This is a genomic window from Anaeromyxobacter soli, from assembly GCF_022808855.1.
Taxonomy (GTDB): Bacteria; Myxococcota; Myxococcia; order Myxococcales; family Anaeromyxobacteraceae; genus Anaeromyxobacter; species Anaeromyxobacter soli.
Genome location: NZ_JAKZLF010000004.1, coordinates 181,928 through 196,057, shown reverse-complemented (window position 1 = coordinate 196,057; position 14,130 = coordinate 181,928). Strand labels below are relative to the sequence as shown.

The window sequence follows — 14,130 nt, the reverse complement described above, 5'->3', positions numbered from 1 at the left end:
CCCAGACGAGCGAACCCGCTGGCGCCGCTCCTCCCGCATCCGGGCGTGGTAGACGGGGGCATCGCTCACAAGGACAGGGGGTCCGACATGGCCGACGTGACGAGGCCCGGTTCGAGGCGGCTCGTGAGGCTCCTGCTCATCGGAGCGTTGCTCGTGGCTGGGCTGCAGGCGGGCCGCGTAGGCGTGACGCACGCGCGCGCCGGCGTCGGGCCCGACTCCCCGGGCGCGTCGGGCGGCGTCGCGGCCGAGAATGCACCGCCCGGGCTGGAGCAGGCGATCGCCGCGCAGGAGCGGGCCAACCCGCGCCTGCTCTCCATCGCGGGTGTCGTCGGGACCGCGGTCGGGCTGGCCGGCAACGGGGGGGCGTCCATCCTGGTGTTCAGCGACGGCCGCGTGAACCTCGGCCACCTCCCGGGGCGGATCGACGACGTGCCGGTCGAGGTTCAGGTGACCGGCAGGTTCCACGCGATGCTGTCGCCCGAGGCGAAGCGGGGTGGCGGCGCCTCGCCGAAGAGCCGGTTCGGCGATCCGGTCCCGATCGGCGTCTCGACCGGAAACGCGAACGAGTGCTCTGCCGGCACGATCGGGGCGCGGGTGGCGGGTGGCGGCAAGCACTACGCGCTGAGCAACAATCACGTGTACGCGCGAGAGAATGCGGGCTCGCCAGGCGAGATCATCGCCCAGCCCGGGCTGTACGATACGCAGTGCAGCTTCGATCCCGCCGACCAGCTCGGGCGGCTCGCCGCCTCGGGCCGCATCACGTTCTCGACCTCGGCCTCGAACACCATCGACGCAGCGATCGCCGAGGTGAACTACGACACGGGCCTCCGCTCGCTCGGGACGAGCACGCCTCCCGGCGGATACGGCATGCCACGGACGACGACGGCGACACCTGCCCTCGACCTCGCGGTCCAGAAGTTCGGGCGCACCTCGGCGCTCACTCGCGGCACCATCACCGGGGTCAACGTGACGGTGAACGTCGACTACGGCTCGGCAGGAGTCGCGCGGTTCGTCAACCAGGTCACGGTCACGTCCGCTGGCCCGTTCATCAAGCCGGGCGACTCGGGCTCGCTGCTCGTCACCGACCCGGACAGAAAGCCGGTGGGGCTCCTGTTCGCGGGCAGCTCGAGCGGTAAGTACGCCATCGCCAACCCGATCGGTCCCGTGCTGCAAGCGTTCGGCGTGACGATCGAGGGGGAGTGAGCGCCCGGGCCGGCATCACGTCGCGACGAAGGCGCCCATGCGGTCTCGCGCCGCTGCTGGCGCTGGCGGCGCTGGCCGCCGCATGGCCGCGCCCTGACGCGCGCGGCTCGGAGCCGCAGAAGGAGGCGAGCATGACGGCGGACGCGATCGACGACGTGCTCCGGAAGCGTACCGATGAGCTCCTCGCGCTCGCGGGCGTGACGGGCACCGCGCGCGGGCTCTGCTCGGGCGCTCCCTGCGCGAAGGTGTACGTGGTCCAGGCGACGCCGGAGCTCGAGCGCAGCATCGCCGGGATCCTCGCGAGCGTTCCGTTCGAGATCGAGGAGACGGGCGACATCCGTGCCGTCCCGCGGGAAGACTCGAAGGCACGCTGACGGATCACGCCGGGTGCTCGATCCAGCGAGCCACATCCGCGAGACATCTCCACGCCTGCGCTCCGCGTGACCCTCCCGCTGGCCGAGCGTACGAGGGCATCATCCACCGCTCATCATCTCTTCATTCGGGTGAGGGAGCGGGCTTCCGCATCGCCTGGCCACTAGCGCTGGCGCCGCGCTCACGAACGCCTGCGAGACGCCGGCGCTCCGCGAACCAGGGTCTTCGTGCCGCGCTCGAGCGTCGCTCCCTCTCGGCTCTGCCAGCGACCGGCGAAGATCAGGACCGTGAACACCAGCGAGAGAGCGACACCTCCCAGATAAATGGCGGCACTAGGTGAAGAAGGAGATCTGCTCCGGGCTCTTCTGAGCGGCCCCGCCGATGATGACCGTCATGAAGATCGTGACGATGAGTCCCATCACGGAGATCGTCGTCGAGATCCGCACTCGGGATCTCTTGGCGAGCCATGCAGTCGCCCCAAGTAGCGCGACCGCGAACAATTCGACGAACGCGATGCCGCTCATGCGCCGCATCATCGCATGGCGCGACGCACTCACGGGAACGAGCCGTCGCCGTCGTACTTCATGATCTCCCCCCGGTGCGCACGCCTCGCCCGCTGCCTCCGCCCAGCTCGAGTGTGATCTCGTCGCGGCGGCGGAGGTCCCGACCGACGTCCACGATACGACGGCGGGGTACCAGCGGCCCAGCAGCGTGAACCCGAGCTGCGTCGGGTCGGAAATATCTCGTAGCCTGCCCCACATCGATAAAACGAAGCTTCCGCAGCGTCCGGTGACGTTCAGGTTCGTGGTGCTTGCAGATGGAAGGCCGGCCGGGCTTCAGTGGATGTCCCGGAGCGTGGAACGCGAGTTCGCGTGTGCGGTGTGGCAGGCCGTCTCTCGGTGCTCCTGGAAACCCGGTCGCGACCCGGAGGGTCGCCCGGTACCGACCTGGTTACTCGTGCCGCTCTCCGTGAGGTAGCTTCTCTGCCAGGAAAGACCCGCCATGCGGGGGTTAGCGCGTCAGGAAGCGAAGACGGCTCACCGCACGGTCTCGTGGCTCACCCCGCCAATCCTTGGGCGCCTCGCGGCTGCCTTCGCGTCGACCTACTCCTCGAAGCGACCCGAGGCGTCACGATCGCGGTCGTAATGTCGGGTGAGCGGGAACGGCGGCAACCAGGACTCGCGCCGGATGGTCCAGCTTTCGTAGGTCGGCTTCAGCTGGTCAGGGGCATCCAGGGATCCCAGGTTCACTTCGATCTCGTCTGCGGTGCGTCCGAAAACGGACGAGCCGCAGCGGGGACAGAAGAACCGCCCGGCGTAGTCGCGTGTCTCGCCATCGATCGTCACTGCATCCTGAGGGAACACGGCCGAAGCGCCAAAGAGCGCCCCATGATGCTTGCGGCAGTCGAGACAGTGACAGAGGCCGACCCGGTAAGGGAGTCCCGAGGCCACGATGCGGACGTTGCCGCACAGGCAACCGCCGGTGAATCGGTCCATGCTGCGTCTCCTCCAAGAGCAAGCGGCCGGAATGTTCTTAGCGAACAGCGCCGTCACCGCAATTGACGCGCCGGCAGTCCGACCACCTCCGGGACTGCATCGCCCCCGCGGGCGTTCGCGATTCACCATGAGCGTCCATGTCGCCGACCCAGAAGTCCATGTCGAGGGTGACGAGCTGGCGCCCGAACTGGACCCGCATCTCGCGGATGCTCGCGTCGTGCATCCCGTTCGGAAGCTGGGCGAGGACGTCGTCAGGTGTCACGCGCTCATCCTTGCTGGCTCGTTCGAGAGACCAGCGCGGACCCAGGAAGGCAGCCAGGCCGCCGCACCAGCCATGCTGATGTTATCGGGGCTCCAGGTGCGCGGCGGAGGCGCACGCTCCCCGGCCAGCACGCCGAGGGGCTTCTCCGGTGGCAGCATCACGGCCAAGGGCACAGACGATGGCGGCCGGCAGCACGACATCGGAGCGCGTCTCCACGTAACTGCGCGCTGTGCGTCTCGCGCTGCGGCGCGATCGCTACCGTCGAGGGGGGACGCTTCGTCCGCCTCGATCCCGACCCGTCGCATCCCACTGGCCAGGCGCTCTGTGCGAAGGGCCGGGCCGGGCCAGAGCTCGTCTATCACCGCGACCGCCTGAAATACCCGTTGAGGCGCACGCGTCCGAAGGGCGATCCCGACCCGGGCTGGCAACGGATCGGCTGGGACGAAGCGCTGGAGCTCACCGCGTCGCGGCTCCGCGCGCTCGCCGCGGAGTCCGGGCCCGAGAGCGTCGCATTCAGCCTGGTCTCGCCCTCGACCTCGGCGTCGGACGACTCGATGGCCTGGGTCGAACGGCTGACGCGCACCTTCGGCAGCCCGAACCTCGTCGTCGCGATGGAGCTGTGCGGCTGGGGCCGGTACTTCGCGACGGGCTTCACGTTCGGCGCGCCGGTGCCGGGACGTTACCTGCCCGACCTCGAGAACGCCGGCTGTATCCTCTTCTGGGGCTACAACCCCAACCACGCGCGGCTCAGCCACGCGACCGCGACCATCGCGGCACAGAAGCGCGGGGCACGCCTCGTCGTGGTCGACCCACGACGCACCGAACCGGCTCGGCGGGCCGACGCGTGGCTGCGGGTGCGCCCGGGCACTGACGGCGCGCTCGCCCTGGGGATCGCCGGGGTGATGATCGAGCGCGGCTGGTTCGACGAGCCGTTCATCCGTGAGTGGACGAACGGCCCGCTGCTCGTTCGCTCGGATACGGGCCGCCTCCTCACCGAGGCCGACCTCTCGGAGGGCGGGGACCGGGGACGCTACGTGGCTTGGGATCGGCCTGCCGGCCGCCCCACCGTCTACGATCCCGCCCGTGGACGGTACGAGGTCGACTCCGCGGACCTCGCCCTGTTCGGCGAGTACGCTCTGGAGACGCCGACGGGCGGCGTGCACTGCCGGACCGCCTTCGATCTCGCGGCCGCGCGCTGCCGCACCTATTCGCCGGAGCGAGTGGAGTCGATCACCGGCGTCGAACGAGGTGAGGTCGAGCACGCAGCGCGGCTCCTGTGGGAGGCGAGGCCCCTCGCGTACTACGCGTGGAGCGGCGTCGAGATGCAGACGAACGCGACCCAGATCGCACGCGCGATCGCGCAGCTCTCCGTGCTGACGGGCAGCTTCGATGCACGGGGCGGCAACGTGCTCTTCCCCGCAATCCCCACGCCCGTCGTCGGGAGCCAGGGACTGCCGCAGCCGGAGCGGCCCGCCGTGGGGCTCGGCGTCGCGGAACGCCCGCTCGGCCCGGCGCGATGGGGATTCGCGACGACCGACGAGCTGTACCGAGGCATCCTCGACCGCAAGCCCTATGCGGTGCGAGGCCTCGTCGGATTCGGCACCAACCTCCTGCTGTCGCACGGCGACGTCCTGCGCGGGCGCGAGGCGCTGGCCGCGCTCGACTTCTACGTCCACGCGGACCTGTTCATGAACCCCACGGCGGAGCTCGCCGACATCGTCCTTCCGGTGGCGAGCGGGTTCGAGCGCGAGGCGCTCAAGCTCGGCTTCGAGGTGAGCCCCGAGGCGCAGTCGTTGGTCCAGCTGCGCCGACCCGTGGCCGCGCCCCCCGGCGAGGCGCGTTCCGATACCGAGATCGTCTTCGTCCTCGCCGTCGGTCTCGGTCTCGGCGATCACTTCTGGCAGGGGAACATCGACGCGGCCTACCGCCGCCAGCTCGGGCCCTCGGGACTCTCGCTCGACTGGCTGCGCGACCACCCCGAGGGTGCGCGCGTCGCGCTCGAGACGCGCTACCGCAAGTTCGCCGACGAGGTCGACGGTGTCCCGGTGAGCTTCGACATGCCCACGCGCAAGATCGAGCTGTACTCGGAGACCCTGCTCGCGCATGGCTATCCGCCGCTGCCGGAGTACCAGGAGCCGCTGGTCGGTCCGGTGTCCCGTCCGGATCTCGTGGAGCGCTATCCGCTGATCCTCACGTGCACCAAGCACACCCTGTTCTGCGAGAGCCAGCACCGCGCGCTTCCCAGCCTGCGGCGCAAGGCGATGGACCCCGAGGTCGAGCTGCATCCCAGTGCCGCGGCGAAACGGGGAATCGCGGCGGGCGACTGGGTCAGCATCGAGACGCCCGACGGGAGCGTGCGTGCGCGGGCGCGGCTGAACGATACTCTGCAGCCGGACGTGGTCTGCGGACAGCACGGCTGGTGGCAGGCGTGTCGGGACGTGGGAGCGCCCGGCTACGAGCCGTTCAGTCCCGACGGCGCGAACTACAACCTCCTGATCGGGAACGGGGCGATCGACCCGATCAGCGGGTCCGTGCCTCACCGAGCGTATCTCTGCGAGATCCGGTTGGCGGAGCATCCCAGAGACCGATGACCGCGCCGCCAGCGCTCGCGAGCTGCGATGCCATGACGGCTGCTCCATGGGGCAGCGCTCGTCACCATGACGACCAAGCTGGCGCCGAGTCGAAGCGTTCTCGGAAAGCGCGGTGCTCGGGACCGCCTTCATGATCGCCGTGGTCTGCCTGTATTCCCACTCCGGCCGCGGCTCACCGCCACGTTCGTCGGCGTCGGTGCTCGCGGTATCCTGATCGTGAGGTGGCTCCTCAGCGCGGTGACTCTAGAAGAGGGGCGGGACCGATGAAGACCCTGACGATCCGGTGGCAGCGGCTGGTCGCGGCAGGGGAGACCTGCCCGCGCTGCGGAGGCACGGGCGACGAAGTGCGAAAGGCGGCTGGAGTCCTCGGTCGGGCACTCGAGCCGCTCGGAATCGAGATCGTCCTCGACGAGGCCGAAATCGGGCTCCAGGATTTCAAGCGCGAGCCGCTAGAGTCGAACCGCATCTTGATCGGCGGGCGCTCCATCGAGGACTGGCTGGGGGCGACGGCCGGTCAGAGCCCGTGCTGTGACGTTTGCGGCCCGAACGAGTGCAGGACCGTCACCGTCGACGGGCGGACACACGAGACGATACCCGCCGCTCTCATCATCCGGGCCGGCCTGCTTGCTGCGGCCGCGCTGACGACCGCAGCGTCCGAGCAGCCCTGCTGCGCTCCCACTGTGGCGGTGCCGGCCGGGAAGGTTTGCTGCCCATGAGCAAACGCAAGCCGCCGCGCTCGTGTGACGCAGGCGCTCCTCCCATCTGCGGGATCGACGTTGACGGAACGCGCACTCACCGTTGAACCCTGACCTGCAGCGCGTGCGAATCTGCACGTCGTAGCGCGCGTTCAACTCAGCCCACGTCTCCGGCGGAACCGAGAAACACAGAAGCACCCCTGAGTGCGAGAAACCTCAAAGCCTATGTTTCGCATCGAGGATGACCTCCACGCCGAACCTCAACCGGCTGAGTACGATTCGCTCGGAGACGCGCTCGCCGAACTGCGGCGGTTTGCGCTGACGCCGTACGGGAAGCCACCAAACCTCGCGCCGTGCACTTCCTGGGTGACGTGCGGTCGCTGCTGGGAGGTTGTCGAGTACGACACCTCGACGACCCCGTGGACCACCATCTCGCGGGAGTCGTACCTCGAAATCGACGCGGCGGGCGCGAGGTGGTTGCGCGAGGCGTGACTCTGGCTCGGACGCCAACTTGGTGTAGGGAGGGCAGGCGCGTGACGAAGTGGGTCTATGACATCGGGACGCAGGCCATCGCCGGTTTGTTCTCCGGGGCCGTCGTCGGTGGCGTGCTCCTGTACTCGCACTTCCGGATGGAGCGCCGCATGGAGCGTGAGCGCCGCCTGCTTGATGACCAGCGGGAGCTCCTCGGCGCCGCCATCCAGATGCACCAAATCGTTGGTAGGACGTTAGCCGGAACGGGAAGCGCGGAGCGTGTCGCCTCCGGATGGAACGAAGCGGGGCGGGCAGCGGCGGACTGGGCTGCCGCCGAAGCGGCAAGAGAGTTCTCGGCCGAGGTGTTGAAGGCGTCCCGCGCTGCCCGCGAGGAACTCAATGCCGACCTGCTCGCCATCATGGCGAGGTCGCCGTTGGGGGACCGTCCCCGGCGTGTAGAGGTACAGCCGAACGAGTGCGAGCTTCTGCTCCGCGAGGGCATCGGTCGGTGCTGCGACGCCTTCAAGCGCGCTGAGGAGGTACGTGAGGCAGTTCGTGTCGAGACCGATTTCGGAGAGGTCGCCCATCGGAACCCGAAGGCTCACGGTTTGCCCGTCATTTGCCCGATGAGGGACGCCACCAGTCCCGCGTCGAGTTGACCTTGAGCGTCGGGCGTGGCGAGCGTGAAAAGGGCGTCTCGGAGCACCTCATGGTCCACCGGCTCGAACTCGATGTCATCACGTACCTCGATGAGTTCGGCCCACTCACGAACGTCGCTACCTCCAAGTTCGCCGGAGAGGAATCGTTGAAGTACGGAGACAACGTGCGCCCGCCGGAGCACGACCAGGGGAGGGCTGTCCCAGCCGAACCGCGCGAGCCCTTCCGCAAGAGGCGCGAGCGGAGTTCTGGCGGCGAGAAGGGCTTCAAGTAGCTCGATTCGCGTCATGTCCACTCCAGCAAGCACTCGCGTACGGTGAACTTCATTCGGGCGTACTTCATTCGGGCGTTCCAGTTCTCCACGTAGAACCAGAGATGCACGAGGCCATCGTTCGGAGCAGGTGGCTACCCGGGGTAGGTGCGTGCACCGGTCCATGCCGATCACCGATTCCGGCGGAAGCCGATCAGTGATTCCGGTCGAAGCCGATCACCGATTCCGGAGCAAGCCGATCGCTGAACGCATAGCCAGGTGACCGGCCTCGGCCGGGCGCTCGGGAGCGTTGACGCCGCTGGGTAGTCCGCCGCTGATGCCGCCTCCACAAGGAGGCGGGATGGCGGCCGAGAGGCTACCGATGCGGAAGCTGCGAGAGATCATCAGGCTGAAGCTCCAGGCCGGCCAGTCGGGCCGTGCGATCGCGCGAAGCTGCGGGCTGTCGCCGAGCACGGTGGCCGAGTACGCGGGGCGCATCGCGCTCGCAGGGCTCTCCTGGCCGCTGCCGCCGGAGCTCGACGACGACACCGCGCTCGAGCGGCTCCTCTTCCCCGACGAGCACCGGCCGGTGTCGAACCGCCCCGAGCCAGACTGGGCGTGGATCCACACCGAGCTGCAGCGGCGGCACGTCACGAAGATGCTGCTCTGGCACGAGTACAAGGAGGCGCAGCCGGGCGGCCTCCAGTACAGCCAATTCTGCGATCGGTACCTGCGCTGGGCGCGGCCGCTGTCGGCGACGATGCGCCAGGCGCACCGCGCCGGCGAGAAGACCTTCATCGACTTCAGCGGCGACGGCCTCGACGTCGTGAACGCCTTCACCGGCGAATGCCAGAAGGCGGTGCTCTTCGTCGCCGTGCTCGGCGCGTCGAACCTGACCTACGTCGAGCCCGTGCTTCACCAGGACCTGCCGACGTGGATCGGCTGCCACGTGCGGGCTTTCGAGTACTTCGGCGGCGTGACGCCGATCTGGGTACCCGACAATCCGAAGGTCGGCGTCACGCGCGCGAGCAAGTACGACCCCGATCTCAACCCGACGTACGCCGACCTCGCGCGTCACTACGAGGCGGCCGTGATCCCAGCGCGCCCGCACCGGCCGCGCGACAAGGCGAAGGTCGAGGCGGCGGTGCTCATCGCCGAGCGGTGGATCCTTGCCGTGCTGCGGAACCGGACGTTCTACTCGATGGAGGAGCTGAGGACGGCGGTGGCGGAGCTGCTCGAGAAGCTGAACGCCCGGCCGATGCGGCTGCTGAAGAAGTCGCGACGGCAGCTCTTCGACGAGATCGAGCGGGCTGCGCTGAAGCCTCTGCCGGTGCGCCCGTACGAGCTTGCCGAGTGGTCGAGGCCGAAGGTTGCGCCCGACTACCACGTCGCGCACGACGACCACTTCTACAGCGTCCACTTCGGGCTCATCGGTCAGCAGCTCGACCTGCGCGCCACCGAGGCCACGATCGAGATCTTCAAGAGTGGGAGGCGGCTCGAGAGCTACCCGCGCAGCTACGCGAAGGGAAAGTACACCACGCGGAAGGAGCACATGCCGCGTGACCATCGCGATCACGTCGAGTGGACGCCCGAGCGGATCGCCGGCTGGGCGAAGAAGTCTGGGCCGCAGACCGTCGCGCTCGTCGAGGCGATCATGGCCTCGAAGGTCCACCCGCAGCAGGGCTTCAAGCGATGCCTCGGGATCCTCCGGCTCGGCAAGGAGTACACGCCCGAGCGGCTCGAGCGCGCCAGCGCCCGGGCGCTGCGGTACCGGACGCTCACGTACACAAGCATCGCCGCGATCCTGAAGAACAACCTCGACCAGGAGCCGCTGCCCGGCGACGAGCCGCAGGGCTCGCTGCCGCTCCACGAGAACATCCGCGGCAGCCGGTACTACCTCAACTGACGCAACGAGACCGCGCCGGAGCGGCCTCGCGGCGCAGCGGGCGCTGGGCGATCACGCCCGCGGTCGTGATCATCGAGGCCAACGGAGAGACGCATGCTCGTCGAGCAGACGATGCAGAAGCTCGTATCGATGAAGCTTCCAGGGATGGCGGAGGCGCTGCGCCGCTGGCTCGAGCGGCCCAAGGAGAAGGACATGTCCCCGCTCGATCTCATCGGCCTGCTCGCTGATGCCGAGTGGAACGACCGCGAGCAGAAACGGCTCACCGCGCGACTGCGCAACGCTCGCTTCCGGCAGGACGCCAGTGTCGAGGACATCGACTACCAGCACGCGCGCGGCCTCGCGAAGTCGGTGATGCTCGACCTCGCCGCGTGTCGCTGGGTGACGGCGCACCAGAACGTGATCTTCACGGGGCTCACCGGCGTGGGGAAGAGCTACCTCGCGTGCGCCCTCGGCCAGAAGGCGTGCCGCGACGGCTACACCGTCGTGTACCGCCGGGCGTCGCGGCTGCTCGACGAGGTCGCCCAGGCCAGGGCCGACGGCTCGCACTTCCTCCTGCTCCGCCGCCTTGCCAAGACCGATGTGCTCATCCTCGACGACTTCGGGCTCGAGGTGCTGAACGCCGCCCAGCGGAAGGATCTGCTCGAGGTGCTCGAGGACCGCTACGGCACGACCTCCACGATCGTCACCAGCCAGCTCGAGCCCAAGGAGTGGCACTCCGTCATCGGCGACGAAACGATCGCCGACGCCGTCTGCGACCGGCTCGTCCACAACGCCCACCGCGTGAAGCTCGGCGGCGAGTCGATCAGGAAGGTGAAGGGCGACTTGACGAAGGCGCAGAAGACGGCGAAGTAGACCTACCCAGCGGCGTCACGCCCCGGGTGATCGCCTTGGCCGGAACAGGTGATCGGCATCGCCCGGAACGGGCGATCGGCATGGCCGGTACGCGCAGTAGGTTCGCGCGCGGAACACCTCGCGCAAGTTCTCCATGGATTCCGAGGTCAAACGATCCCCCTGACGTGAGCTGCGCAGGTGAACGCGTTGCGTGGCTCGCGGTGCCGCAGTGTGGAGCAGGTGTGGAGCGGAAATGAAAAACCCCGCGGCATCGCGGGGTTCTGAAGTGGAGGCGCCGGGAATCGAAGACGGCCTGACGGCTGGACGAGGGCCAAAGGCGTTGGCGACCGTGGAGCTTATGTCGGAACGCGGGTTCGGTCCAGTTCGGCCAGATGCGGGCCGGGAGCACAACCCGTAGGGACCTCACTACGCGTCATGCCTGTGAGCACTCGACTGTCGCCGGCGTCACAGCGTGGCTGGGTAGGTTTGTGATCGTCACCGCACCAAACTCCCCTGCCCGGGTCACCTGACGCAATGGACGCGTTGACAGGGTGCACGCGATACGCGAGCAGTGTGGGTCATGCCCCTTGCCTCTACCCCTGAGTTCCAGCCCGAGGACGTCATTTTCTACAAGTTCGACCACTTCGGTGACCCAAAGGTTATCCGTGGCCGGATTGTCCTCGGGGGCGAGGCGTGCATGAAGGGGCTCCGTGCGACGGCGAGGTCCGGCCAACTGATTGTGGCCATCGGAGGCCGCACCGCGGGCAGGCTCCACCCGCCGAGTCAGGTGCTGAGGGATCGGCTCGTCTGGGTCGGCATCGTGGAACAAGTAGTTCCAGGCGCCGCGCCCGACGGTCGTCCACTGGTTATCTGCCGGGGAGTCTTCTTCGGCGAGAAAGGTCCGTTGGACTGGCGACTTCAATGGCCGGTGCTCGGTCCTTGGGTGGATCGGATTGGCCGGATGCACCGGAACAAGAGGACCTCGATCCCGCCTGCAGTGAGGGATGCCCTCCTCAGCATCGGGAAGTGGGCGCTTGACGGGCGGATGAACGCGCCGCTCCGCGAAGGCTCCTCCGCCGGATGTCCGCCTCCTGGGCGGGCGCGGGTCACAGAGGGCCTACGTGGTCCATGTCCACCACGGACGCGGCGCTGCTAGCTAGAGGGGCGGCAGCGCCGTTGAGGCCAGTACCTGCTTCGTCATGCTCTTGGTCAAAGACCAGAACATCTCGGCATCCGAGATGGTAACGGCTACGCTATCCGTGAATTCTTTGTGCGGGTGGATGTAGTTTCTGAACTCACGCAGAACTCCGCCGACCTCCTTGGCCGACTTGGTGATCCATCGAAGTTCGTGGCTCACCTCGATGTAGTGCATCAGAGACCAGTCGCTCAGCGGGAGCGGGTTTCCCGTCTTCTTGTCTTTCGGCGAGCCCTTGGCCGTGAAGATAGCCTTGCGGTTGGAGGTTCGATTGATGCGGGCCAGGAACAAACTCTCAAGGAGACCACCCATCATCACGGTGGCTGCGAGAGCAGCGTCACCGGCGAGGCACCGCTCGATCTCCTCCCAGCGGCGCGCCAAGATCTCCTGCATCCGGACATCAGGGGCGAGTGCCGTGAACGAAGGAGGTGGTTCGTTCCCGTTCCCCGGGCTCGGAACGGCTTGGGCGCCTAAGTCGGCCGCCCGCGCACGAAGGCCCACGAGGGCCTCCTTGGCCTGCTTCAAGTGGCCAGCGTACTTGGCTCGACTTGAAAGGCGTGCCGTCGCGTTCAATACCTCTCGGAGGGCGCGATCGGCGGATGCCAGGTCCCCAGCGGTAAACGGTCCAAGAAGCTGCGGCTTGAACGTCTCGAACCACGAGTACGCAAGAGCTTTCAGGGCTGCTATCTCGTCCCCGGACCGAACCTGTCGATGCTTGGCACGTGCGAGGCTGCGCGACTGCCGTTCCACGGCATCCAACGCAGCCTCGACGGCGGAGAGTGCCCCGGCCATTGCCTACTTCTTGGAAGCGCGCTTCCTTGGCGACTTCCCGGATGGCTTGGCGGCTTCGCGCGGCTTTCGCCGCGCCCTCCCTGTCGCGGGCGCGCGGCTGGATCCATTCCCCGGAAGCGCCATCGCGACGAGATTCTCACCGACTGCATTGAGCCGATACTTTCCGCGTTCGCTGCCACGGTCGAGGTAACCCAGGCCAACGCTGTTGTTGAGCGTGGCAGATGGCAGCTTGAACCTGGATCTGCCGGCCAGTCGGGCCCCGTCTTGGAGGTCGTCCGCGGTGATCTCTTCTTTACGCGCGTCCTCGGTGGCTTCGAATCGGTGGAAGTACGCGACCGTCGCGGCAAACTGCACGTCGCTCTTCGGCTGCTTCTCCGCGACGAAGTCCTTCAACGTCTTCTGACGCGGCGCCGCCCCTACTGGCCCTGCGTCAGGGGCCGCAGGCTTCCGGGGTTCGACGACGGCTGTTGTGGGGTGAGAGGGAGCGGCGTGCGGTGGCAGGCCAGCGGCCTCCCGTGCCCATCGTAACGCCATCTCGCGCTTCTCGGGCGGGAGTGCCTCAAGGAGAGTCTTGATCTCATGGGCGACTTCGAATTCCGACTTGCCCTTCGCCTCCTGCGACATCGGTGCGCCTCCTCGTTGTTCGCCATGAGTCGAAGCCAACCCGCCTCTACAGCGCGGAACAGGAGACGCCCGTCACCGGCCCCTGCTTTGTACGGCAAGCCGCGCACCAACTCTGAACGCCGTCAGGGTGCTCGTCCGTGACGCGTTTGTCGCTCGCTCCGAAGCTGTCGGCGGGATGGAAGACGTGTTCTCTCGCCGGGCTCTGCTTCGAGCAGTTCGGGCAGGACTTGAGCCTTCCGTTGTCGCGCGTCTGACTTCGCCTGAGCGGCTTCCCGCAGTGTGTGCACGTCATGGTGCCTCCACGGCCAAGGCGCCACCGTTACAGGTAGGGTACGACCACTGGGAGTGGAGTCAAGCGCGCGGGGGCGTATCGGGACTACTTGTCAAAGTGCCCGAGGACGCGTTCGGCTAAATCCGCGATGAGCTCGATGTCATCGGCCGGGGCGCGACGGACAGCCGCCAGGAGACGGTGAAGGGCGCGGTCCCTGTGAGCGTCGCGGTCCGCGACCCGGAACAGGTCGGACAGGTCCACTCCCAGGGCAGATGCGAACGCTTCGAGGCGGGCGAGCGACGGAACCACGGCTCCGCGCTCCAACCGGCTCACGGTTTCTGTCGTAACCCCAAGCCGTTCTGCGAGTTGGGCCTGCGTGAGCCCTGCGGCCTTTCGCCGCTCGGCGACCCTACGGCCGAGTCTCTTCTCGACAGCGCCCATGTGGCCCACGGGCGCCATCCTGGCGGCAGGTTGGAGGCTGTAACAGGACGTAACAAGTCCAGCGAGAAGGCAA

Annotated in this window: 15 protein-coding genes; 9 read left to right on the top strand and 6 right to left on the bottom strand. The window is 67.8% G+C overall.

What is annotated here, in order from left to right; all coding sequences use genetic code 11:
• Nucleotides 1-123 precede the first annotated feature (123 nt).
• The gene (locus MLV88_RS05225) at nucleotides 124-1,203 is read left to right on the top strand and encodes a S1 family peptidase (protein ID WP_242338457.1); all 1,080 of its coding nucleotides are present in this window, start codon (nucleotides 124-126) and stop codon (nucleotides 1,201-1,203) included.
• Nucleotides 1,204-1,334: 131 nt separating this feature from the next.
• Nucleotides 1,335-1,577, top strand: a complete 243-nt coding sequence (locus MLV88_RS05220; protein WP_242338455.1) for a hypothetical protein — start codon at nucleotides 1,335-1,337, stop codon at nucleotides 1,575-1,577.
• Between the two features lie 330 nt (nucleotides 1,578-1,907).
• Here the strand turns inward: MLV88_RS05220 and MLV88_RS05215 are convergent, their stop codons facing one another.
• The 3 genes from MLV88_RS05215 to MLV88_RS05205 all read right to left on the bottom strand — a co-directional run bounded on the left by MLV88_RS05215 (nucleotide 1,908) and on the right by MLV88_RS05205 (nucleotide 3,333).
• A complete protein-coding gene (locus MLV88_RS05215; RefSeq protein ID WP_243336994.1) occupies nucleotides 1,908-2,099 on the bottom strand; it encodes a hypothetical protein in 192 nt (63 codons plus the stop codon).
• A gap of 579 nt (nucleotides 2,100-2,678) precedes the next feature.
• Complete coding sequence (locus MLV88_RS05210) at nucleotides 2,679-3,071, bottom strand: GFA family protein (RefSeq protein WP_242338453.1); 393 nt, start codon at nucleotides 3,069-3,071, stop codon at nucleotides 2,679-2,681.
• Between the two features lie 37 nt (nucleotides 3,072-3,108).
• Nucleotides 3,109-3,333: a hypothetical protein gene (locus tag MLV88_RS05205; RefSeq protein WP_242338451.1), complete on the bottom strand. Its 225-nt coding sequence runs from the start codon at nucleotides 3,331-3,333 to the stop codon at nucleotides 3,109-3,111.
• On the opposite strand from MLV88_RS05205, the gene MLV88_RS05200 reads away from it, so the two are divergent.
• The 7 genes from MLV88_RS05200 (at nucleotide 3,327) to istB (ending at nucleotide 10,755) form a co-directional block, all read left to right on the top strand.
• Nucleotides 3,327-5,924, top strand: a complete 2,598-nt coding sequence (locus MLV88_RS05200) for a molybdopterin-containing oxidoreductase family protein (RefSeq protein WP_243336991.1) — start codon at nucleotides 3,327-3,329, stop codon at nucleotides 5,922-5,924. The two genes, MLV88_RS05205 and MLV88_RS05200, sit on opposite strands and share 7 nt — an antisense overlap.
• A 263-nt stretch (nucleotides 5,925-6,187) precedes the next feature.
• On the top strand, nucleotides 6,188-6,640 hold the full coding sequence (locus tag MLV88_RS05195) for a DUF2703 domain-containing protein (RefSeq protein ID WP_243336989.1): 453 nt from the start codon (nucleotides 6,188-6,190) through the stop codon (nucleotides 6,638-6,640).
• A 204-nt stretch (nucleotides 6,641-6,844) separates the two neighbouring features.
• Nucleotides 6,845-7,111, top strand: coding sequence for a hypothetical protein (locus MLV88_RS05190; protein WP_243336987.1), 267 nt, complete (start codon nucleotides 6,845-6,847; stop codon nucleotides 7,109-7,111).
• Between the two features lie 41 nt (nucleotides 7,112-7,152).
• Nucleotides 7,153-7,749, top strand: coding sequence for a hypothetical protein (locus MLV88_RS05185; protein WP_243336985.1), 597 nt, complete (start codon nucleotides 7,153-7,155; stop codon nucleotides 7,747-7,749).
• A 50-nt stretch (nucleotides 7,750-7,799) separates the two neighbouring features.
• Nucleotides 7,800-8,021 (top strand): hypothetical protein, encoded by a 222-nt coding sequence (locus MLV88_RS05180; RefSeq protein WP_243336983.1) that lies wholly within the window; start codon nucleotides 7,800-7,802, stop codon nucleotides 8,019-8,021.
• 358 nt (nucleotides 8,022-8,379) lie between these two features.
• The gene (istA, locus tag MLV88_RS05175; protein WP_242352363.1) at nucleotides 8,380-9,903 is read left to right on the top strand and encodes an IS21 family transposase; all 1,524 of its coding nucleotides are present in this window, start codon (nucleotides 8,380-8,382) and stop codon (nucleotides 9,901-9,903) included.
• Between the two features lie 93 nt (nucleotides 9,904-9,996).
• Nucleotides 9,997-10,755, top strand: a complete 759-nt coding sequence (istB, locus tag MLV88_RS05170) for an IS21-like element helper ATPase IstB (RefSeq protein ID WP_242352361.1) — start codon at nucleotides 9,997-9,999, stop codon at nucleotides 10,753-10,755.
• A 1,135-nt stretch (nucleotides 10,756-11,890) separates the two neighbouring features.
• Here the strand turns inward: istB and MLV88_RS05165 are convergent.
• The 3 genes from MLV88_RS05165 to MLV88_RS05155 all read right to left on the bottom strand — a co-directional run bounded on the left by MLV88_RS05165 (nucleotide 11,891) and on the right by MLV88_RS05155 (nucleotide 14,057).
• Nucleotides 11,891-12,721, bottom strand: coding sequence for a hypothetical protein (locus MLV88_RS05165; protein ID WP_243336981.1), 831 nt, complete (start codon nucleotides 12,719-12,721; stop codon nucleotides 11,891-11,893).
• 3 nt (nucleotides 12,722-12,724) lie between these two features.
• The gene (locus MLV88_RS05160) at nucleotides 12,725-13,345 is read right to left on the bottom strand and encodes a hypothetical protein (RefSeq protein WP_243336980.1); all 621 of its coding nucleotides are present in this window, start codon (nucleotides 13,343-13,345) and stop codon (nucleotides 12,725-12,727) included.
• Between the two features lie 376 nt (nucleotides 13,346-13,721).
• On the bottom strand, nucleotides 13,722-14,057 hold the full coding sequence (locus tag MLV88_RS05155) for a helix-turn-helix domain-containing protein (protein WP_243336999.1): 336 nt from the start codon (nucleotides 14,055-14,057) through the stop codon (nucleotides 13,722-13,724).
• Between the last annotated feature and the right edge of the window lie 73 nt (nucleotides 14,058-14,130).